Here is a 20124-nt window from a genome sequence, read left to right as displayed (position 1 = left end):
CTCACTACTGATTTTCACCGCGCGCCATGATAGAAAAGAAAACATGTTGTAAAAATGCGGTGATACTCATGCCCGAACCCGTCGCTGAACCGGCGCTAAACGGATTGCGCCTCAATCTGCGTATTGTCTCCATTGTGATGTTTAACTTTGCCAGCTACCTGACCATCGGCCTGCCGCTCGCCGTCTTGCCCGGCTATGTGCATGATGCGATGGGATTCAGCGCGTTCTGGGCGGGGCTTATTATCAGCCTGCAATACTTCGCCACTCTGTTAAGCCGTCCCCATGCCGGGCGGTATGCGGATGTATTAGGGCCGAAAAAAATCGTTGTCTTTGGCTTATGCGGCTGTTTTTTAAGCGGACTCGGCTACCTGCTGGCGGATATCGCCAGCGCCTGGCCGATGATCAGTTTGTTGCTACTGGGGCTGGGTCGCGTGATTTTGGGGATTGGGCAAAGTTTTGCCGGCACCGGTTCGACACTATGGGGCGTCGGCGTCGTCGGGTCGTTGCATATTGGTCGGGTCATCTCCTGGAACGGTATCGTCACCTACGGCGCAATGGCGATGGGCGCGCCGCTGGGCGTGCTGTGTTATGCCTGGGGCGGGTTACAGGGACTGGCGCTAACGGTGATGGGCGTGGCGCTGTTGGCGGTACTGTTAGCCCTTCCACGTCCGTCGGTGAAGGCGAACAAAGGCAAGCCGCTGCCGTTTCGCGCGGTGCTGGGGCGTGTCTGGCTGTATGGTATGGCGTTGGCGCTGGCCTCGGCAGGGTTTGGCGTCATCGCGACGTTTATTACCTTATTTTATGATGCTAAAGGTTGGGATGGCGCCGCCTTTGCGCTCACGTTATTTAGCGTCGCGTTTGTCGGCACGCGTTTGCTGTTCCCTAACGGTATCAATCGCTTAGGCGGGTTGAATGTCGCCATGATCTGCTTTGGCGTGGAGATTATTGGTCTGTTACTGGTGGGGACGGCAGCCATGCCGTGGATGGCAAAAATCGGCGTTTTACTCACGGGGATGGGGTTTTCGCTGGTCTTTCCGGCGCTGGGTGTGGTGGCCGTCAAAGCCGTGCCGCCGCAGAACCAGGGCGCGGCGCTGGCGACCTATACCGTCTTTATGGATATGTCTTTGGGGGTGACCGGGCCGCTGGCGGGGCTGGTGATGACCTGGGCGGGCGTGCCGGTGATTTATCTGGCGGCGGCCGGGCTGGTAGCGATGGCGCTATTACTGACCTGGCGCTTAAAAAAACGGCCTCCGTCTGCACTGCCGGAGGCCGCATCATCGTCGTGAAGGTTACTTAATAACCAACGTATTGATGATGTTTTCAGCTGTGGTTTGCGCTTTTTGCTGATTGTCCGCAGGCAGCGTGACCTGAATCGTCAGCAATTGGTTATCCACTTTGCCCAGCACGATGGAAGAGTACGCCGTCTGGCCTTTCGCGGAGATAATGCTGTCCAGCTGTTGCAACGTATGGCCTTTGAGCTCAATAGACTTATTGGTGACGACCTGAAGCTGCGGGTCGCGGCTACGCTGTTGCTCAAGCAGGCGGTTCGCCAGCACCGGCAACGCTTCATCGGTATTATCGCCGACGATAACAATCACCGCTTTCTGGCCCGTCGGGTCAGAATAAACGTGCATATTATTCGCCTGGGTGCCCAGCTTACCGCTTTGATCGGTCATATCCGCCGGCAGTGAGAAACTGAGTTTGCCATCCATCAGGCTGATGGGCTGACCGGAGGCCTGGCTTTCTGCGGCGGCGCTTTCTGCCGACGCTTTTGTATCGTTGTTATCACAGGCCGCAAGCCCCATAACCAGCAGGCCAATACCGGCATATTTAACCAAATTGCGCATTGACTTCTTCCTTTCGATAAACGGCCATAACGGCTCATTCGCTCATCTTATCACAACTCGGAAAACGAACCTTTAACTTGCCGGTAATGGGGAAATTTCAGATTTATCTGCCAGCTTTTTCAGCAACATATTCAGTAGAACGCCGTACATCGGCAGGAAGAAAATAATGCTGATGAGCACCTTAAAGCAATAATCCACCAGCGCAATTTCCATCCAGTGCCCGGCCATAAAGGCATCGGGGCTTCGCCAGAACGCAATGAAGAAAAAGGCAAGGGTATCGCTGATATTGCCAAACAGCGTTGAAGCGGTCGGCGCCAGCCACCAGCGACGATTTTGGCGCAGGCGGTTAAACACATGGACATCAAGGATCTGTCCCAGCGCGTAGGCCATAAAGCTGGCGGCGGCGATACGGGCGACGAACAGATTAAAGTTCGCCAACGCGGCGAAACCTTGCCAGGCACCCATATAGAACAGCGATGACACCACATATGACACCAGCAGCGCAGGGATCATGACGGCGAAGATAATGCGGCGCGCCAGCGGTGCGCCAAAAATACGCACGGTAAGATCGGTGGCGAGAAAAATAAAAGGAAAACTAAACGCGCCCCAGGTCGTGTGGAAACCAAAAATAGTGATGGGGAGCTGCACCAGATAGTTACTGGAAATGATCACCAGTAAATGGAATAGCGATAGCCAGAACAACGCTTTTATGCGCTGTGATTGTGTAAACGGAGTCATATTGTGACCTTTTTGTTGGATGGGGTGAGGGAACCCAATAAAGAACCGCCGCATAATACTGTTTTGCGCTGGCATTGCAATGGCTAATTTTCACGCAATCGTTAACCTGCCTGGCTTACTGACGAAGATGGGCGTAAAATATCGCCGTTTTTCTACCATTGAGACGAAGATGAGCGATCTGTTTTCCTCCCCTGACCATACGCTTGACGCCCTGGGGCTGCGTTGCCCTGAACCGGTAATGATGGTGCGCAAAACGGTGCGCAACATGCAAACTGGCGAAACATTGCTGATTATCGCCGACGATCCGGCGACGACGCGTGATATTCCGGGGTTCTGTACCTTTATGGAACACGATTTGCTGGCGCAAGAGACGGAGGGTCTGCCGTACCGCTATTTATTGCGTAAAGCGCATTAACCGCACGGCAGATAGCATTCTGATTAGAAGCTTTCCCAGTTCGCCTGTTCTGCGGCGGGCTGTGGCGTTAAGCCTTTGCTTAACGGCGTCGGCGACGCCTCCCGACGAGGTTGTTTCTGGATGCGGAACGCGGCGACCGCCTGACGAAGTTCGTTAGCCTGATCTTCCAGCGCCGCCGCTGCTGCTGCGGATTCCTCTACCAGCGAGGCGTTTTGCTGCGTCACGCTGTCCATTTCCGATACCGCCTGCGCCACCTGCTCAATGCCTTTGCTTTGCTCATCGGAGGCAGAGGCGATTTCGCCCATAATATCGGTCACGCGGGTCACGGCGTTAACGATCTCTTTCATGGTTTCTCCCGCTTCGCGTACCTGCGTAGAGCCGGTATCAATGCGCGACACGGAGTTTTCAATCAGCACTTTGATCTCTTTGGCGGCCTGCGCGCTACGGCTGGCCAACGTGCGTACCTCTCCGGCCACAACCGCGAATCCTCGCCCCTGTTCGCCGGCGCGGGCGGCTTCTACCGCAGCGTTCAGCGCCAGGATATTAGTCTGGAAGGCGATACCGTCAATCACGCTGGTGATGTCCACGATTTTTTCCGAGCTTTCGGCGATATCGTTCATGGTGCTCACTACGTTATCCACCACGCGTCCTCCTTTACGCGCGGTTTCTGATGCGGTTTTCGCCAGACCCGTCGCCTGTCGTGCGTTATCGGTGTTTTGCCGTACCGTGGCGGTTAACTGTTCCATGCTGGCGGCGGTCTCCTCCAGCGCCGAGGCCTGCTGTTCGGTACGGGAAGAGAGGTCGCTGCTGCCAGCGGAAATTTCGCCTGCGCCAGTATAGATAGAGTCTGCGTTATCGCGCACCGCGCTGACGGTACGGATTAACGACTGCTGCATCGTTTTGAGACCGGCAGCCAGTTGGCCCATTTCACTGCGTCCTTCAGCCTCTATCTCATGGGTAAGATCGCCGTCGGCGATCGTTTGAATGTGCGCCATAATCCGTTGCAGCGGGCGGAGTAGAACGCGTTGCAGCCCCAGCCAGATAAACGCCAGCACGATGAGCACGATAAGTAGAATTATCCCCAGCGTCCATTGCATCTGGGTAAAACTGCTCTGATTCTGATCGCTGGCTAATTTTATTAATTGCGCATTTTGAGAGAGCCACTGGTCATATACCTGCTCCATGTCATCCTGCGCTTTTTGCGCGTCAAGGTTGCCATAGGCGGCGTAATTATCGGCTTTAAGATAGTGGATAGACTGCTGCAAAACGTCATACATCTGCTTAAAGCTGGCTTCGGCCTGGGCATCCAACGCCGGATCTTTGCCTGCGATCGCTTCGGAGTTCACGTAGTTGTTGAAATGCTTTTCCGCTTCGTTGAGCGACGCGCCAGCGTTGGTTAACAGCGTGTTCATGGCGTCCAGCGAGGCGGGATCGCGCTGATTTTTTAACATGCGTATCGCCACGCGGTTAATGGTGACGCGGGTTTCAATCAATGTCTGAAAACTGCCGCCCAGTTCCTGTTGTTGGTAACTCAGTGCGCTCGCATTCTGGAAATTCAGCCGATCGCTGCTGACGGCGGAATAAAACAGTATTCCTGTCACCAACAATAAGGCGCTAAATATGCCCAGCGTCGCGATAACGCCGGTGATGACTTTGATATTTTTCATAGTGCCTAACATTCCTTATTTTGTAGACGGTATGATCAATATCGGTTGGATAAAAATTAACCTTACATCAAATCACGCTATTTCTGATTAATGGTTTGATAAGTAATAGAAAATAAATGATTTTCGCGTGAATAATATGTACAAAGAAAGGAATATCGCGGGATAACCCGGCGACATGCCGCCGGGTGGGAGAAGATTAGTTTTTACGCAGCAAACGTAGCGCGTTGGCGGTCACTAATACCGTGGCTCCCGTATCCGCCAGGATTGCCAGCCATAGCCCGGTAAAACCCAGTAGCGTCGTCACCAGGAAAATGGCTTTCAGCCCCAGCGCAATGGTGATGTTCTGCCGGATATTCGCGTGGGTAGCGCGCGCCAGCGTAATCATCTGCGCTAACCCGCGCAGACGGTTATGAGTAAGGGCGGCGTCAGCCGTTTCCAGCGCGACGTCAGTACCGCTGCCCATCGCAATTCCGATACTGGCGGCTTTCATCGCGGGCGCATCATTAATGCCGTCGCCCACCATCGCCAGCGGCGCTTGTTGGTTAAGGGCGGTGACTGCCCGCACCTTATCTTCCGGCAGTAGTCCGGCTTTAAACGCCAGATCCAGCTCGCCGGCAATCGCTGCCGCCGCCCGTGGGTTATCGCCGGTCAGAATCACGCCGTTAACGCCTAACTGATGCAGTTCGCGGATGGCGTCGCGCGCATCGTCACGCAACGTATCCTGGAGGGCGAGGACGCCAACAACGGTCTCGTTACGTAGCACCAGAACCACCGTCTGCCCGGCGTTTTCCAGTTCGCTAATTTGCCCGGCAAACGCTGCCGCAGGCTGTTTTCCCGCCGCGCAAATCAGAATACGTTCGCCGTTAACCTGCGCTTCAATCCCGGTGCCGGCCAGCGTTCGCTGCGATTCCGCCGTCGGGATCGCCAGATCGCGTGTCTGCGCTTCGCGGACAATAGCCTGCGCCAGCGGGTGCGTAGCGCCTTGTTCTACGGCTGCCGCCAGCGCCAACAGTTCAGCCTCGCTGATACCGCTTGCCGGATGAATCGCCGTCACCCGTGGTTTACCGATGGTCAACGTACCGGTTTTATCAAAGGCAACCTGCGTGATACGGCCCAGTTGCTCCAGCGCTGCCCCGCCTTTAATCAATGCGCCGCGCCGTGCCGCCGCCGCCAGCCCGGAGGTAATGGCCGCGGGCGTGGAGATCACCAGCGCGCACGGGCAACCGATTAATAGCAGCGTCAGCCCTTTATAAATCCACTCCTGCCAGCCGCCATCGAACATCAGCGGCGGAATAAGCGTCACCAGCAGCGCGATGACCATAATGACTGGCGTATAGATGCGGCTGAAACGGTCAATAAACCGCTCAATGGGCGCACGGCGCTCTTCCGCCTCTTCAATCAGCGTCAGGATACGGTCAATCGCGCTGGCGCCAGGTTCAGATAGCACCTCCAGGGTGACGAGACGGTCAACGCTGGTCGCGCCTGCCGGGACTTTGTCGCCCGTTGCGCGCTCCACAGGGATAGACTCGCCGGTGAGCGCGCTTTCATCAAAGCTGGCGAAACCGGAAACCAGTTTACCGTCGGCGGGTAAACGCCCCCCGGCGGCGACTTCGATAATATCGCCCGGTCGCAGAGTATTAATAGCGACCTCTTCCCGCACGCCGTCGCGCAGACGGGTCGCCGTTTCCGGTTTAAGCGCCATTAACGCGCTGATGCCTTTACGGGCGCGGCTGGCGGCCCATCCTTCCAGGCGCTCGCCGATGAGGAACAGCAGCAATACCATTGCTGCCTCCGCCGTCGCGCCTATAAACAGCGCGCCAATGGCGGCGACGCTCATCAGCGTTTCAATAGCGAACCAACTGCCGCTTTTCATCAGCCGCAGCGCCTGGCGGGCAATAGGATACAGACCGACCAGAGTGGTGACGATAAAGGCCAGTTGGCCGAACGGGTGGTTAAATTGCTCCAGCCCCCAGCTTATCGCCATCATAATGATCAGCGTAATAAGCGGCAGGTTCTCTTTAAGACGAGATTCAGGCGCGGCGTCGCGCGAATCTTCACTACGCAAGGTATAACCCGCCTTCTGTACGGCGTGTTCAATTTGCGCGCGGAGGTCGGTGTCGGCATCGACCACTAACTTTTCGGTGGCGAACAGCACTTGCGCCTGGTTGACGCCGCGAATTTGGCGTACCGCATTCTCCACTTTTCGGGCGCAGGCGGCGCAGTCCATGCCGGAGATTTTCCAGGTATAGCGCGTGCCTGCCACGGCAGTAGAAACAGGCGCGCTGGACGCGCAATGTTCTTCGCAGCAGCAGCTATCGGCCTTCTGTATTGCCGGGGCTAATCTGAAGGAGGTAAAGGGCGGGACTTTTTTGCCATCGGTATCAGGGGTCGACATAACGTCCTCCGGTTGATGATAATTTTCTCATTAACCGGAGGATACACTCTGGAGTCGACTCCAGAGTCAAGCGCTATTATTTACAGGTACAGCGAGCGAACAATCAGGAAGTGTCCTGCAAAGTAGCAGGCGGCGGCAATCGCGTTATCCGCCCGGAAACGGCGGCGGTAATGGCTACCCAGCCAGACGATATTGCCGATGAACAGCAGCGTCGCGCCGGTAAAGGCCGAAAGGGCTGGCGCCGTTGGGCGGAAGAACCACAGTTCGCCCGCCAGCCAGACCATGACCAGCGTCATGGCGATAAAAGTACATACCGGCCAGCGTAGCTCCTCCAGTCGCGTCCAGATAACGGCGATAAGCAACGCGCCGACTATCAGTAACGCCAGCGGCAGCGGCCAGAAGAACGACAACGTCATTTGGCTGGCAAAGTAAATGGTGTAGAGCAGATGCGATAAGAAAAATGCCCCGACGGCGTACAGCAGGCGTTGACGCGGTAAGAGCGTTAACGCATCGCCGACCAGCGAGGCGCACAGTCCGGCCAACACAAGATAACTGATGGCGTCAAACATCGGCGCTTGCCAGGCCAGTAACAGCAACAGTAATAACGTGACGGGCTTAAAAACCCAGCGTTGCCAGGCTGGCCCGCGATAGGAGGCGTCCACATACAGCCATGCGGACAGGCAGACAGCGATAAACGACCAAAGCATCTTAATTCCTTGAATTCGTTATTTTTTCGCAAACGGTATGCTTGCGGCTCTATTATTCAGTGTAGAGGCCGTGACGGTCAGATGACAACACTATAACGGGCAGGGTATGCTTATTTCCGCATTTTCTGACAGGTTAACAGTATGAGTAAGCCACCGCTTTTCTTCATTATAATCATTGCATTAATCGTAGTTGCCGCGTCGTTCCGCTTCGTTCAGCAACGGCGGGAAAAAGCCGCTAATGAGGCGGCGCCGTTACAGCAAAAGCAGGTCGTGGTCAGCAATAAACGGGAGAAGCCGGTTAACGACCGACGCTCTCGCCAGCAGGAAGTGAGCCCGGCGGGAACCAGTATGCGCTATGAGGCCAGTTTTAAGCCGCTCAATGGCGGTCTGGAAAAAACGTTCCGTTTACAAGCGCAGCAGTACCACGCTTTGACGGTGGGCGATCAAGGTACGCTAAGCTATAAGGGAACGCGGTTCGTCGGATTTGTTAGCCGTACCCCGGATAACGAATAAACCGTCATCCGGCAGCAAACGTTATTTTTTGTTCTTAAACTTCTTCTGCCAGACCAGCAGCTCAAACACGCCGAACAGGAAAATGCGGATTTTTTCTCCCGTCGTCATCTGCGGACCCTCTTTCGGTATCGTTGATTTCAGCAGCGCCAGTTGCATACCGTGCATCAGCGCCATGAACACCAACGCCACGTTGACGAAGATATTGAGCGGGCGCGGGAAGGGATGCACCAGGTTAAGAATCAAAAATGCCCACACGAAGAGCATTAATAAGCGGCCCAGATTAATCAACATCATTTTCTCCTTGCGCGTCGCGCTGATACAGACGATAAGCGACCTGTCCGGCCACCTTTTCTCGATACAATGCCCAGTTCGCCGGAACGGGCGGCAGACCGTTTTCCACCTCGCTTTCTACGTAGATTAGCGCGTCGTCGGCCAGCCATCCCTGGGTTTCCAGCAATTGTAACGTCTCTTCCAGCAGCCCTTTACGAAACGGCGGGTCGACAAAGACGACGTGATGCGGCGTCCCCGGCTGGCTGAGGAAGGCCAGAGTATTGGTATTGACGACGCGAGCATTGTTGGCTTTCAGCGTCGCCAGATTTTTTTGCAACTGCTGCGATACGGCGCGATCCATTTCCAGTAACGTTGCCTGGGCCGCATAACGCGATAGCGCTTCCAGACCCAGCGCGCCGCTGCCGGCAAAGCAATCCAGACAATGGGCGTCTACCATTACCGGAGCCAGCCAGTTAAATAACGTTTCGCGCACGCGATCGGTGGTAGGACGCAGACCCGGGCTGTCCGGAACCGGTAATTTACGGCCACGCCATTGCCCGCCAATAATGCGGATTTGGCCGCTGCCAGAGTGAGTCGGTTTTTTCATTTCTCTTGCTCGAACCGCCTGTTGCAAGTTATTCCAGGCGGTGATGTGAATTAAGTTAAGTGATAGACTATTTCATCATTTTTTTAGCTTCCATGTATATAGCGCCGCGAGGGGTGTAGTCGCAGATGGCAAAACAGAAAAAACGTGGCTTCTTTTCCTGGTTGGGCTTCGGTGATAAAGAGCAGAAGCAGGAACAGACCGAAGAACAGCAGATTGTTGAGGAACAACGACCGGTTGAGCCCCCTGTTGAAACGGCGGCAGACGTAGACGCGCAAACGCCCGCGCACAGCAAAGCAGAAACCGAAGCCTTTGCGGAAGAGGTGGTGGACGTTACTGAGAAAGTTCAGGAGAGCGAAAAACCGCAGCCGGTAGAGCCGGAGCCCGCGACGGCCATTGAGATGGCAGCGCCGCAGATCGCGGTGGAACGCGAGGAATTGCCGCTGCCGGAAGAGGTCAAAGACGAGGCTATCTCGCCGGAAGAGTGGCAGGCCGAAGCGGAAACCGTAGAGGTCATTGCCGCGGTAGAAGAAGAGGGCGAAAACGCGGCGAAATTCACCGACGAAGAGCTGGAAGCGCAGGCGCTGGCCGCTCAGGCGGCGGAAGAGGCGGTGATGGTTGTTCCGCCGGCGGAAGAAGACGCGCCGGTGGAAGCGATCGTTCAGGAGCAGGAAAAACCGACTAAAGAAGGTTTCTTTGCCCGCCTGAAACGCAGTCTGCTGAAAACCAAAGAAAATCTCGGTTCCGGATTTATCAGTCTGTTCCGCGGCAAGAAAATCGACGATGATTTGTTCGAGGAGCTGGAAGAGCAGTTGCTCATCGCTGATGTCGGGGTGGAAACCACGCGTAAGATTATCGCTAATCTGACGGAAGGCGCCAGCCGCAAACAGCTTAAAGATGCCGAGGCGCTGTATGGTCTGTTGAAAGACGAGATGGGCGAGATTCTGGCGAAGGTAGACGAACCGCTTAATATTGAAGGTAAAACGCCTTTTGTTATTCTGATGGTTGGCGTGAACGGCGTGGGTAAAACCACCACTATCGGTAAACTGGCGCGCCAGTTTGAGCAGCAGGGTAAATCAGTGATGCTGGCGGCGGGGGATACTTTCCGCGCGGCGGCGGTCGAACAGCTACAGGTCTGGGGACAGCGTAACAACATTCCGGTTATCGCCCAGCATACCGGCGCGGACTCCGCCTCGGTGATTTTTGACGCTATCCAGGCCGCGAAGGCGCGTAATGTGGATGTGTTAATTGCCGATACGGCAGGGCGTCTGCAGAACAAGTCGCACCTGATGGAAGAGCTGAAAAAAATCGTTCGCGTCATGAAAAAGCTGGACGAAGAAGCGCCACATGAAGTTATGCTGACCATTGACGCCAGCACCGGACAGAACGCGGTAAGCCAGGCCAAACTGTTCCATGAAGCGGTAGGCTTAACCGGTATTACCCTGACCAAGCTGGACGGTACGGCGAAAGGCGGGGTGATTTTCTCGGTAGCTGACCAGTTTGGCATTCCTATCCGTTACATTGGCGTGGGCGAACGTATCGAGGATTTGCGTCCGTTTAAGGCGGGCGATTTTATTGAGGCACTTTTTGCCCGAGAGGATTAACAATGATTCGCTTTGAACATGTCAGCAAGGCCTATCTCGGCGGGAGACAAGCGCTGCAGGGAGTGACATTCCATATGCGGCCAGGCGAGATGGCGTTTCTGACCGGCCACTCCGGCGCGGGGAAAAGTACCCTGCTGAAGCTAATCTGTGGGATTGAGCGGCCCAGCGCCGGCAAAATCTTCTTCAGCGGGCATGATATTACGCGCCTGAAAAACCGCGAAGTGCCGTTTTTGCGCCGCCAGATTGGGATGATTTTCCAGGATCACCATCTGCTGATGGATCGCACGGTCTATGACAATGTGGCGATACCGTTAATCATTGCTGGCGCCAGCGGCGATGATATCCGTCGTCGTGTGTCGGCGGCGCTGGATAAGGTTGGACTACTGGACAAAGCGAGAAACTTCCCGATTCAACTCTCCGGAGGCGAACAACAGCGCGTGGGCATCGCCCGCGCGGTGGTCAATAAGCCAGCGGTATTGCTGGCGGATGAACCGACCGGGAACCTGGACGACGCGTTGTCGGAAGGGATTTTACGTCTGTTTGAAGAGTTTAACCGCGTAGGGGTGACGGTACTGATGGCGACGCACGATATTGGACTTATCTCCCGTCGTTCCTATAGGCAGCTCGTCCTGAGCGATGGACATCTGCATGGAGGCCTGGCCAATGAATAGGCGCGACGCGATTAACCAAATCAGGCAGTTCGGCGGACGGCTGGATCGACTGCGTAAGTCTCGCGGCGGAACAGGCGGCGGGCGCAACGCGCCAGGACGTCAGAAGCCGACGCCGAAACCAAACTCACGTAAAACAAATGTCTTTAATGAACAGGTGCGCTATGCCTGGCACGGCGCGCTGCAAGATCTGAAAAGCAAACCGCTGGCGACGTTTCTGACGGTGATGGTGATCGCCATCTCCCTGACGCTGCCCAGCGTCTGTTACATGGTCTATAAGAACGTCAACCAGGCGGCGACTCAGTATTATCCGTCGCCGCAGATCACCGTTTATCTGCAAAAAACGCTGGATGATGACGCGGCGGCGCGGGTTGTTGGGCAGCTTCAGGCCGAGCAGGGCGTTGAGAAGGTCAACTACCTGTCCCGTGAGGACGCGCTGGGAGAATTCCGCAACTGGTCGGGTTTTGGCGGCGCGCTGGACATGCTGGAAGAGAACCCGCTACCGGCGGTGGCGGTGGTGATCCCCAAGCTGGACTTTCAAAGTACCGCCTCGCTTAATACGCTGCGCGACCGTATCTCGCAGATTAACGGCATTGACGAAGTCCGCATGGATGATAGCTGGTTTGCGCGTCTGGCGGCGCTCACCGGGCTGGTGGGCCGCGTGTCGGCGATGATTGGCGTGCTGATGGTCGCGGCGGTCTTCCTCGTTATCGGCAACAGCGTGCGCCTGAGCATTTTTGCCCGTCGCGACACCATTAACGTGCAAAAGCTGATTGGCGCGACCGATGGCTTTATCCTGCGTCCGTTCCTCTACGGCGGCGCGTTGCTCGGTTTTTCCGGCGCGTTTCTTTCACTGATATTGTCTGAAATTTTGGTGATGCGTTTATCATCGGCGGTGACTGAAGTGGCGCAGGTCTTCGGCACGAAGTTTGATCTCAATGGTTTATCGTTCGATGAGTGCCTGTTGCTGCTGCTGGTCTGTTCCATAATCGGCTGGATCGCCGCCTGGCTGGCTACGGTGCAACATTTACGTCACTTTACTCCCGATTGATAAAATCGTGGTATAATCTTTCCCTGCAATGGGCTTCCGTTCGCAGGGAAAGAGTCCCTGTTGTCTCTTCCCCGCGTTTCATCTTCATGTCACATTATGTGTGTAAATTATGCACAGTGTTACATTGAACTTGTGGATAAAATCACTGTCTGATAAAAGAGTGGATGATATTCTCGTTGCTCATCGGCTTTGGCACGGTTGTTGCTCGCTGACGGTGCCAGGCAATACTGATTGAGAGGATTTGAATGACCAAAGAAATGCAAAATTTAGCTTTAGCCCCTGTTGGCAACCTGGAATCTTATATCCGGGCGGCGAACGCGTGGCCGATGTTATCGGCTGACGAGGAGCGGGCATTGGCTGAAAGGCTGCATTACCAGGGCGATCTGGAAGCAGCTAAAACGCTGATCCTGTCTCACCTGCGCTTTGTTGTTCATATTGCTCGTAACTATGCGGGCTATGGTCTGCCGCAGGCGGATTTGATCCAGGAAGGCAACATCGGCCTGATGAAAGCCGTACGTCGTTTTAACCCGGAAGTAGGCGTGCGCCTGGTTTCCTTCGCCGTACACTGGATTAAAGCAGAAATTCACGAATACGTGCTGCGTAACTGGCGTATCGTTAAAGTCGCAACCACGAAAGCGCAGCGTAAGCTGTTCTTTAATCTGCGTAAAACCAAGCAGCGTCTGGGCTGGTTTAATCAGGATGAGGTTGAAATGGTGGCGCGCGAACTGGGTGTTTCCAGTAAAGACGTGCGTGAGATGGAGTCGCGTATGGCGGCGCAGGACATGACGTTTGACATGTCTTCGGACGATGAGTCCGACAGCCAGCCAATGGCGCCGGTGCTGTATCTGCAGGATAAATCGTCTAACTTTGCCGACGGCATTGAAGACGATAACTGGGAAGAGCAGGCCGCCAACCGACTGACCGACGCGATGCAGGGGCTCGACGAGCGTAGCCAGGATATTATCCGCGCTCGCTGGCTGGACGAAGACAATAAGTCTACGTTGCAGGAGCTGGCCGATCGTTACGGCGTCTCCGTTGAGCGTGTGCGCCAGCTTGAAAAGAACGCCATGAAAAAGCTTCGCGCTGCGATCGAAGCGTAATCTTCGCGAATTGCCAATGAACCCTCGAATGTGAATTCGGGGGTTTTGTTTTTTGTAGGCCGGATAAGGCGTTTACGCTGCTATCCGGCAACACGTTTGCCCGATGTCGCTTCGCTTATCGGGCCTACGGGCCCTTCCTCTCCCCCACCGACACAAATCTGTTATCTGGATGTAAATTTAGCTATTCCAAAATAATAAAAATCGGGTATGTTTTAGCAGAGTATGCTGCTAAAGCACGGGTAGCTAGCCAATAATCGAAATAAAGTGCTGAACAATAACACCACAACACACGTAACAACCAGAATAATGGGGATTATCAGGATGAATATGAAGGGTAAAACGTTATTGGCAGGATGTATCGCCCTGTCATTAAGCCATATGGCATTCGCCGAGGACATTAAAGTCGCGGTTGTCGGCGCGATGTCCGGTCCGGTGGCGCAGTATGGCGACCAGGAATTTACCGGTGCGGAGCAGGCAATTGCCGATATCAATGCGAAAGGCGGTATTAAAGGCGATGAGCTCGTCGCGGTGAAATATGACGACGCCTGTGATCCGAAACAGGCGGTAGCTGTCGCTAACAAAGTGGTGAACGACGGCATCAAGTATGTTATCGGTCACTTATGCTCCTCTTCCACACAGCCAGCGTCTGATATCTACGAAGACGAAGGCATCCTGATGATAACCCCGGCGGCGACCGCGCCGGAGCTGACCGCGCGCGGCTATAACCTGATTTTGCGCACGACCGGCCTGGACTCTGACCAGGGACCAACGGCGGCAAAGTATATTCTGGAGAAGGTAAAACCGCAGCGCATCGCGATTATCCACGATAAGCAGCAGTACGGCGAAGGGCTGGCGCGCGCGGTGCAGGACGGTCTGAAGAAAGGCGGCGTTAACGTCGTATTCTTTGACGGCATCACCGCCGGCGAAAAAGATTTCTCCACTCTGGTAGCGCGCCTGAAGAAAGAGAATATCGACTTTGTCTACTACGGCGGTTATCACCCGGAAATGGGGCAGATCCTGCGCCAGTCCCGCGCCGCAGGGCTGAAAACCCAGTTTATGGGGCCGGAAGGGGTGGCGAACGTCTCGCTGTCTAACATCGCCGGAGAGTCGGCGGAAGGCTTACTGGTCACCAAACCGAAGAACTACGATCAAGTCCCGGCGAACAAACCGATTGTGGATGCCATCAAAGCCAAGAAACAAGATCCTAGCGGCGCATTCGTGTGGACCACCTACGCCGCGCTGCAATCGTTGCAGGCGGGCCTGAACCACTCCGACGATCCGGCGGAAATCGCCAAATACCTGAAAGGCGCCACGGTCGACACCGTAATGGGACCGCTGTCGTGGGATGAGAAAGGCGATCTGAAAGGATTTGAGTTCGGCGTATTTGACTGGCATGCGAACGGTACGGCGACAGACGCTAAGTGATTTTCCTGGCGCCTTTCGCGCTGCAGGTGCGTTGGCTACGTTATTCAACCCCGGTCACTTACTTATGTAAGCTCCCGGGGATTTCATAACTTGCCGCCTGCCTGCAACGCGAAATTCTTGGAAAATTGCGAGGTGGTTTTTATCTTTTCTCCCGGCATGTAGGCCGGATAAGCGTCAGCGCCATCCGGCTTTTTTATCTTTTTTCCCAGCCATCCGCCTGTGCGGTAAAGCCTAACGCCTGCATAAACGCGGCCATCACGCTACGGTCTTCAACACCGACATCTGCCATCCACCACGACGAGACGTTGGGATTATTGCGAATGACTTCTTCTACCAGGTATTGCCCGACGCCGCGGCGACGGGTGATTTCACGCACGCGTAAGGAATCCAGCGCGCCCTGCGTTCCGCTCAGCGTCACTCTTACGGCGCCCAACAAACGCTCGTTAAACCGCGCGGCATAAATCCGGTGCGTTTCATCTACGCTTAATGAGGAGGCGGAATATTCCGGCCAGATTTTGCCCAGATCGATCTGATCCTGAGCGCTAAAGTGTTCTAAACGAAGAATGGTCAGCTTCATCGACGGCTTGTCCCGATTTCAAAAGATGCGATCAGTGTACCGAAACAGGCAGGCCAGATGCTTTCTCTTTTTTGTGTCATTTACCAGGTTATTAATTTTTTAACAACGATAATTACAGTTTGAAGCATTAGAGAATGGAAAACAGGCAGCATAATTCCCTGAATGCTAGTGAATTATTCCGCTTAATATGCCGTTATTTTATGCTGACAAGCGTGCTTTTTTTGTTTATCTATAGCGAAAAGCAGAATATTATCTTTTCTTAATAGACTGAAAAATAGAGATTTTAATCTTATTATGCTTTAAATGCTGCGCTAACTCATTAATGAGTCAGTAAAAAGCGCACCATTTATAAAAAGTACAGTCTGCTTTTTAACCAGCAAAAAACAAAACATATAACATCACGAATGGGGATACAGGCACATGAAACGGAAAGCGAAAACAATAATCGCAGGGATTGTTGCATTAGCAGTCTCGCAGGGGGCAATGGCAGATGATATTAAAGTCGCCATAGTCGGGGCGATGTCCGGCCCGGTAGCGCAATGGGGCGATATGGAATTTAACGGCGCGCGTCAGGCCATTAAAGACATCAACGCGAAAGGCGGTATTAAAGGCGATAAGCTGGTCGGCGTAGAGTACGATGATGCCTGCGATCCAAAACAGGCGGTGGCGGTGGCCAACAAAATCGTTAACGACGGTATTCAGTACGTTATTGGTCACTTGTGTTCTTCTTCTACTCAGCCAGCATCCGATATCTATGAAGATGAAGGTATTCTTATGATCTCCCCGGGGGCGACTAACCCGGAGCTGACCCAGCGCGGCTATCAGTACATTATGCGTACCGCCGGCCTGGACTCCTCCCAGGGGCCAACGGCCGCAAAATACATCCTGGAAACGGTGAAACCGCAGCGCATCGCTATCATTCACGATAAACAGCAATACGGCGAAGGACTGGCGCGCTCCGTGCAGGATGGCCTGAAGCAGGGCAATGCCAATATTGTCTTTTTTGATGGTATTACCGCCGGTGAAAAAGATTTCTCCGCCCTGATTGCTCGCTTGCAAAAAGAGAATATCGACTTTGTGTATTACGGCGGCTACTACCCGGAAATGGGGCAGATGCTGCGCCAGGCACGGGCTAATGGCCTGAAAACGCAATTTATGGGGCCGGAAGGCGTGGGTAACGCGTCGCTGTCCAATATTGCGGGCGGTGCGGCGGAAGGCATGTTGGTGACGATGCCAAAACGTTATGACCAGGACCCGGCGAATAAAGCGATTGTTGAGGCGCTGAAAGCCGACAAGAAAGATCCCAGCGGTCCGTATGTCTGGATCACCTACGCCGCCGTCCAGTCGCTGGCGACCGCAATGACGCGTAGCGCCAGCCATGCTCCGCTGGATCTGGTGAAAGATCTTAAAGCGAACGGGGCTGATACCGTTATTGGGCCGCTGAAATGGGATGAAAAAGGCGATCTTAAGGGATTTGAATTTGGCGTCTTCCAGTGGCACGCCGACGGCTCGTCAACCGTCGCGAAGTAATGCCAGAAGATAAGTTATCCCACCGCCCGCACGCCGGGCGGGTTTAAAAAGGTTACCTTATGTCCGAGCAGTTTCTCTATTTCTTGCAGCAGATGTTTAACGGCGTCACGCTGGGGAGCACCTACGCGCTGATTGCTATCGGTTATACGATGGTGTACGGCATTATCGGCATGATCAACTTCGCTCATGGCGAGGTGTATATGATCGGCAGCTACGTCTCTTTTATGATCATCGCCGCGCTAATGATGATGGGAATAGACACCAGTTGGCTCCTGGTGGCCGCTGGATTTATCGGCGCGATTATTATTGCCAGCGCCTACGGCTGGAGTATCGAGCGAGTCGCTTACCGGCCCGTGCGCAACTCCAAGCGCCTGATTGCCCTGATTTCCGCCATCGGGATGTCCATCTTCCTGCAAAACTACGTCAGCCTGACGGAAGGTTCGCGCGACGTGGCGTTACCCAGCCTGTTTAACGGCCAGTGGATTGTGGGCAGCAGCGAAAACTTTTCCGCGTCCATCACCACCATGCAGGCGGTTATCTGGATAGTCACCTTTCTGGCTATGCTGGCGCTCACCATTTTCATTCGCTACTCCCGGATGGGCCGCGCCTGCCGCGCCTGCGCGGAGGATCTGAAAATGGCCAGCCTGCTCGGCATTAATACCGACCGCGTCATTGCGCTAACGTTTGTTATCGGCGCGGCAATGGCGGCGGTGGCGGGCGTGCTACTCGGTCAGTTCTATGGCGTAATTAACCCCTACATCGGTTTTATGGCCGGGATGAAAGCGTTCACCGCAGCGGTACTGGGCGGTATTGGCAGCATTCCGGGCGCGATGATCGGCGGTCTGATTTTGGGCGTCGCCGAAGCGCTCTCGTCTGCATATTTAAGTACCGAATATAAAGATGTCGTGTCGTTCGCTCTGCTGATTCTGGTACTGCTGGTGATGCCGACCGGTATCCTGGGGCGTCCGGAGGTAGAGAAAGTATGAAACCGATGCATATTGCGATGGCTCTGTTCTCTGCGGCGATGTTCTTCGTTCTGGCTGGCGTCTTTATGGGCGTACAACTGGAGCTGGACGGCACCAAACTGGTGGTGGATACCGCCGCCGACATCCGCTGGCAGTGGATCTTTATCGGTACGGCAGTGGTTTTTTTCTTTCAGTTGCTGCGTCCGATGTTCCAGAAAGCGGTGAAGCACGTCTCCGGACCGAAGTTTATTCTGCCGGCGATCGATGGCTCTACCGTTAAGCAAAAGCTGTTTCTGATGGCGCTGTTGGTTATCGCCGTGGCGTGGCCGTTTATGGTGTCGCGCGGTAGCGTCGATATCGCCACTATGACCATGATTTATATCATCCTCGGTCTGGGGCTGAACGTGGTGGTGGGGCTGTCCGGCCTGCTGGTATTGGGCTACGGCGGCTTTTACGCCATCGGCGCTTATACCTTTGCGCTGCTCAACCACTATTATGGTTTGGGTTTCTGGACCTGCCTGCCGCTGGCGGGATTGGTCTCCGCCGCTGCTGGTTTCCTGCTCGGCTTCCCGGTACTGCGTCTGCGCGGCGACTATCTGGCGATTGTGACGCTCGGCTTCGGCGAAATCGTCCGTATCCTGCTGCTCAACAACACGGAAATTACCGGCGGCCCGAACGGTATCAGCCAGATCCCCAAACCGACGCTATTTGGTCTGGAGTTTAGCCGCAACACCCGCGAAGGCGGCTGGGATACCTTCAGCAATTTCTTTGGCGTGAAGTACGACCCATCCGACCGGGTCATTTTCCTCTATCTGGTGGCCCTGTTGCTGGTGGTCCTGTCGCTGTTTGTCATTAACCGCCTGCTGCGTATGCCGCTGGGCCGGGCGTGGGAAGCGTTGCGTGAAGATGAGATCGCCTGTCGCTCATTAGGTTTAAGCCCGACGCGCATCAAGCTGACCGCTTTTACTATCAGCGCCGCGTTTGCCGGTTTCGCCGGGACGTTGTTTGCCGCCCGCCAGGGCTTTGTCAGCCCGGAATCCTTCACTTTCGCCGAATCCGCCTTCGTGCTGGCGATTGTGGTGCTGGGCGGAATGGGCTCGCAGTTTGCGGTGATCCTGGCGGCGGTTCTGCTGGTGGTGTCGCGCGACTTCAACGAATACAGCATGTTGATGCTCGGCGGTTTGATGGTGTTGATGATGATCTGGCGCCCGCAGGGATTGCTGCCGATGACGCGTCCGCAGTTGAAGCTGAAAAGTGGTCAGGCGAAAGGAGAGCAGGCATGAGTCAGCCATTATTAGCGGTTAACGGCCTGATGATGCGCTTTGGCGGTTTGCTGGCGGTCAACAATGTATCGCTGGAATTGCGTGAGCGGGAAATTGTGTCGCTGATTGGCCCTAACGGCGCGGGTAAAACGACGGTGTTTAACTGCCTGACCGGTTTTTATAAGCCGACAGGCGGTACGATCACGTTGCGCGAGCGGCATCTGGAAGGATTGCCGGGCCAGCAGATCGCCCGCATGGGCGTGGTACGCACTTTCCAGCATGTGCGCCTGTTTCGCGAAATGACGGTGATTGAAAACCTGCTGGTGGCGCAGCACCAGCAACTGAAAACGGGCCTCTTTTCCGGCCTGTTGAAAACGCCCGCTTTCCGCCGCGCGCAAAGTGAAGCGCTGGACCGCGCGGCGACCTGGCTTGAGCGTATTGGCCTGCTGGAACATGCCAACCGCCAGGCCAGTAATCTGGCCTACAGCGACCAGCGCCGGCTGGAGATTGCCCGCTGCATGGTGACGCAGCCAGAAATTCTGATGCTCGACGAACCGGCGGCCGGCCTTAACCCGAAAGAGACCAAAGAGCTGGATGAGCTGATTGCCGAACTACGTAACCATCACAACACCACTATCTTGCTGATTGAACACGATATGAAGCTGGTGATGGGCATTTCCGATCGCATTTACGTGGTGAACCAGGGCACGCCGCTGGCGAACGGCACGCCGGAAGAGATCCGCAACAACCCGGACGTCATCCGCGCTTATCTGGGTGAGGCATAAG

Annotated in this window: 21 protein-coding genes; 12 read left to right on the top strand and 9 right to left on the bottom strand. The window is 54.9% G+C overall.

What is annotated here, in order from left to right; translation table 11 throughout:
• Positions 1-26: 26 nt before the first annotated feature.
• Positions 27-1286, top strand: coding sequence for an MFS transporter (locus J4685_RS12800; protein ID WP_001576500.1), 1260 nt, complete (start codon positions 27-29; stop codon positions 1284-1286).
• A gap of 3 nt (positions 1287-1289) precedes the next feature.
• Here the strand turns inward: J4685_RS12800 and J4685_RS12795 are convergent, their stop codons facing one another.
• Both J4685_RS12795 and J4685_RS12790 read right to left on the bottom strand, forming a co-directional pair.
• Positions 1290-1847: a DcrB family lipoprotein gene (locus J4685_RS12795; protein ID WP_001245277.1), complete on the bottom strand. Its 558-nt coding sequence runs from the start codon at positions 1845-1847 to the stop codon at positions 1290-1292.
• Between the two features lie 72 nt (positions 1848-1919).
• Positions 1920-2585: a 7-cyano-7-deazaguanine/7-aminomethyl-7-deazaguanine transporter gene (locus J4685_RS12790; RefSeq protein WP_000187489.1), complete on the bottom strand. Its 666-nt coding sequence runs from the start codon at positions 2583-2585 to the stop codon at positions 1920-1922.
• Between the two features lie 169 nt (positions 2586-2754).
• On the opposite strand from J4685_RS12790, the gene tusA reads away from it, so the two are divergent.
• A complete protein-coding gene (tusA, locus tag J4685_RS12785; protein ID WP_001541054.1) occupies positions 2755-3000 on the top strand; it encodes a sulfurtransferase TusA in 246 nt (81 codons plus the stop codon).
• A gap of 23 nt (positions 3001-3023) precedes the next feature.
• On the opposite strand, the gene tcp is transcribed toward tusA, so the two are convergent.
• The 3 genes from tcp to J4685_RS12770 all read right to left on the bottom strand — a co-directional run bounded on the left by tcp (position 3024) and on the right by J4685_RS12770 (position 7769).
• Positions 3024-4667, bottom strand: coding sequence for a methyl-accepting chemotaxis citrate transducer (gene tcp / locus J4685_RS12780; RefSeq protein ID WP_000789682.1), 1644 nt, complete (start codon positions 4665-4667; stop codon positions 3024-3026).
• Positions 4668-4863: 196 nt separating this feature from the next.
• On the bottom strand, positions 4864-7062 hold the full coding sequence (zntA, locus tag J4685_RS12775) for a Zn(II)/Cd(II)/Pb(II) translocating P-type ATPase ZntA (RefSeq protein ID WP_000106666.1): 2199 nt from the start codon (positions 7060-7062) through the stop codon (positions 4864-4866).
• 80 nt (positions 7063-7142) lie between these two features.
• Entirely contained in the window at positions 7143-7769 is a 627-nt protein-coding gene (locus J4685_RS12770; RefSeq protein ID WP_000964735.1) for a lysoplasmalogenase, read from the bottom strand.
• A gap of 141 nt (positions 7770-7910) precedes the next feature.
• Here J4685_RS12770 and J4685_RS12765 point away from each other — a divergent pair, with 141 nt between their 5' ends.
• A complete protein-coding gene (locus J4685_RS12765) occupies positions 7911-8282 on the top strand; it encodes a DUF2500 domain-containing protein (protein ID WP_000042855.1) in 372 nt (123 codons plus the stop codon).
• A gap of 21 nt (positions 8283-8303) precedes the next feature.
• Here J4685_RS12765 and J4685_RS12760 read toward each other — a convergent pair whose 3' ends face one another.
• Together J4685_RS12760 and rsmD are read right to left on the bottom strand one after the other, a co-directional pair.
• The gene (locus J4685_RS12760) at positions 8304-8573 is read right to left on the bottom strand and encodes a DUF1145 family protein (protein ID WP_000906759.1); all 270 of its coding nucleotides are present in this window, start codon (positions 8571-8573) and stop codon (positions 8304-8306) included.
• Positions 8563-9159 (bottom strand): 16S rRNA (guanine(966)-N(2))-methyltransferase, encoded by a 597-nt coding sequence (gene rsmD / locus J4685_RS12755; RefSeq protein ID WP_000743275.1) that lies wholly within the window; start codon positions 9157-9159, stop codon positions 8563-8565. Before rsmD ends, J4685_RS12760 begins: the two co-directional genes overlap by 11 nt.
• Positions 9160-9284: 125 nt before the next feature.
• Here rsmD and ftsY point away from each other — a divergent pair, with 125 nt between their 5' ends.
• From ftsY to livJ, 5 genes are all read left to right on the top strand, one after another.
• Positions 9285-10760: a signal recognition particle-docking protein FtsY gene (ftsY, locus tag J4685_RS12750; RefSeq protein ID WP_001118695.1), complete on the top strand. Its 1476-nt coding sequence runs from the start codon at positions 9285-9287 to the stop codon at positions 10758-10760.
• Positions 10761-10762: 2 nt separating this feature from the next.
• A complete protein-coding gene (gene ftsE, locus J4685_RS12745) occupies positions 10763-11431 on the top strand; it encodes a cell division ATP-binding protein FtsE (RefSeq protein WP_000617729.1) in 669 nt (222 codons plus the stop codon).
• On the top strand, positions 11424-12479 hold the full coding sequence (gene ftsX, locus J4685_RS12740) for a permease-like cell division protein FtsX (protein ID WP_001081706.1): 1056 nt from the start codon (positions 11424-11426) through the stop codon (positions 12477-12479). Before ftsE ends, ftsX begins: the two co-directional genes overlap by 8 nt.
• Before the next feature lie 245 nt (positions 12480-12724).
• Positions 12725-13579: an RNA polymerase sigma factor RpoH gene (gene rpoH / locus J4685_RS12735; protein WP_000159622.1), complete on the top strand. Its 855-nt coding sequence runs from the start codon at positions 12725-12727 to the stop codon at positions 13577-13579.
• Positions 13580-13900: 321 nt separating this feature from the next.
• Positions 13901-15004, top strand: a complete 1104-nt coding sequence (gene livJ / locus J4685_RS12730; protein ID WP_011233196.1) for a branched chain amino acid ABC transporter substrate-binding protein LivJ — start codon at positions 13901-13903, stop codon at positions 15002-15004.
• Positions 15005-15087: 83 nt separating this feature from the next.
• Here the strand turns inward: livJ and J4685_RS12725 are convergent, their stop codons facing one another.
• A complete protein-coding gene (locus tag J4685_RS12725) occupies positions 15088-15213 on the bottom strand; it encodes a hypothetical protein (protein ID WP_011233195.1) in 126 nt (41 codons plus the stop codon).
• Positions 15198-15581, bottom strand: a complete 384-nt coding sequence (gene panM / locus J4685_RS12720; protein ID WP_000778875.1) for an aspartate 1-decarboxylase autocleavage activator PanM — start codon at positions 15579-15581, stop codon at positions 15198-15200. Before panM ends, J4685_RS12725 begins: the two co-directional genes overlap by 16 nt.
• A gap of 420 nt (positions 15582-16001) precedes the next feature.
• Between panM and livK the strand changes: the two genes are divergently transcribed.
• The 4 genes from livK to livG are packed head-to-tail and all read left to right on the top strand — an operon-like array spanning position 16002 to position 20123.
• Entirely contained in the window at positions 16002-17111 is a 1110-nt protein-coding gene (gene livK / locus J4685_RS12715; RefSeq protein ID WP_000822976.1) for a high-affinity branched-chain amino acid ABC transporter substrate-binding protein LivK, read from the top strand.
• 59 nt (positions 17112-17170) lie between these two features.
• The gene (gene livH, locus J4685_RS12710) at positions 17171-18097 is read left to right on the top strand and encodes a high-affinity branched-chain amino acid ABC transporter permease LivH (protein ID WP_000003007.1); all 927 of its coding nucleotides are present in this window, start codon (positions 17171-17173) and stop codon (positions 18095-18097) included.
• Positions 18094-19359 carry a high-affinity branched-chain amino acid ABC transporter permease LivM gene (locus tag J4685_RS12705; protein WP_000803763.1) on the top strand — a complete coding sequence of 422 codons (1266 nt, stop codon included), beginning with the start codon at positions 18094-18096 and terminating at the stop codon, positions 19357-19359. Before livH ends, J4685_RS12705 begins: the two co-directional genes overlap by 4 nt.
• Positions 19356-20123 (top strand): high-affinity branched-chain amino acid ABC transporter ATP-binding protein LivG, encoded by a 768-nt coding sequence (livG, locus tag J4685_RS12700; RefSeq protein WP_000082084.1) that lies wholly within the window; start codon positions 19356-19358, stop codon positions 20121-20123. Before J4685_RS12705 ends, livG begins: the two co-directional genes overlap by 4 nt.
• Position 20124: the final 1 nt, after the last annotated feature.

The organism is Salmonella sp. 32100201201700099SM (assembly GCF_017572645.1).
GTDB lineage: Bacteria > Pseudomonadota > Gammaproteobacteria > Enterobacterales > Enterobacteriaceae > Salmonella > Salmonella enterica.
The sequence above is the reverse complement of the archived record's forward strand: the minus strand, read 5'-3'. Positions and strand labels throughout refer to the sequence as shown.

What these genes read in the sequence shown, in the direction of transcription:
- ftsY (WP_001118695.1), top strand. Translation starts at nt 9,285, where the DNA reads ATGGCAAAACAGAAAAAACGTGGCTTCTTTTCCTGGTTGGGCTTCGGT.
- J4685_RS12790 (WP_000187489.1), bottom strand. Translation starts at nt 2,585, where the DNA reads ATGACTCCGTTTACACAATCACAGCGCATAAAAGCGTTGTTCTGGCTA.
- rsmD (WP_000743275.1), bottom strand. Translation starts at nt 9,159, where the DNA reads ATGAAAAAACCGACTCACTCTGGCAGCGGCCAAATCCGCATTATTGGC.
- livG (WP_000082084.1), top strand. Translation starts at nt 19,356, where the DNA reads ATGAGTCAGCCATTATTAGCGGTTAACGGCCTGATGATGCGCTTTGGC.
- J4685_RS12760 (WP_000906759.1), bottom strand. Translation starts at nt 8,573, where the DNA reads ATGTTGATTAATCTGGGCCGCTTATTAATGCTCTTCGTGTGGGCATTT.
- ftsE (WP_000617729.1), top strand. Translation starts at nt 10,763, where the DNA reads ATGATTCGCTTTGAACATGTCAGCAAGGCCTATCTCGGCGGGAGACAA.
- panM (WP_000778875.1), bottom strand. Translation starts at nt 15,581, where the DNA reads ATGAAGCTGACCATTCTTCGTTTAGAACACTTTAGCGCTCAGGATCAG.
- livK (WP_000822976.1), top strand. Translation starts at nt 16,002, where the DNA reads ATGAAACGGAAAGCGAAAACAATAATCGCAGGGATTGTTGCATTAGCA.
- rpoH (WP_000159622.1), top strand. Translation starts at nt 12,725, where the DNA reads ATGACCAAAGAAATGCAAAATTTAGCTTTAGCCCCTGTTGGCAACCTG.
- J4685_RS12765 (WP_000042855.1), top strand. Translation starts at nt 7,911, where the DNA reads ATGAGTAAGCCACCGCTTTTCTTCATTATAATCATTGCATTAATCGTA.
- J4685_RS12795 (WP_001245277.1), bottom strand. Translation starts at nt 1,847, where the DNA reads ATGCGCAATTTGGTTAAATATGCCGGTATTGGCCTGCTGGTTATGGGG.
- livH (WP_000003007.1), top strand. Translation starts at nt 17,171, where the DNA reads ATGTCCGAGCAGTTTCTCTATTTCTTGCAGCAGATGTTTAACGGCGTC.
- tcp (WP_000789682.1), bottom strand. Translation starts at nt 4,667, where the DNA reads ATGAAAAATATCAAAGTCATCACCGGCGTTATCGCGACGCTGGGCATA.
- J4685_RS12705 (WP_000803763.1), top strand. Translation starts at nt 18,094, where the DNA reads ATGAAACCGATGCATATTGCGATGGCTCTGTTCTCTGCGGCGATGTTC.
- ftsX (WP_001081706.1), top strand. Translation starts at nt 11,424, where the DNA reads ATGAATAGGCGCGACGCGATTAACCAAATCAGGCAGTTCGGCGGACGG.
- J4685_RS12800 (WP_001576500.1), top strand. Translation starts at nt 27, where the DNA reads ATGATAGAAAAGAAAACATGTTGTAAAAATGCGGTGATACTCATGCCC.
- zntA (WP_000106666.1), bottom strand. Translation starts at nt 7,062, where the DNA reads ATGTCGACCCCTGATACCGATGGCAAAAAAGTCCCGCCCTTTACCTCC.
- J4685_RS12770 (WP_000964735.1), bottom strand. Translation starts at nt 7,769, where the DNA reads ATGCTTTGGTCGTTTATCGCTGTCTGCCTGTCCGCATGGCTGTATGTG.
- tusA (WP_001541054.1), top strand. Translation starts at nt 2,755, where the DNA reads ATGAGCGATCTGTTTTCCTCCCCTGACCATACGCTTGACGCCCTGGGG.
- livJ (WP_011233196.1), top strand. Translation starts at nt 13,901, where the DNA reads ATGAATATGAAGGGTAAAACGTTATTGGCAGGATGTATCGCCCTGTCA.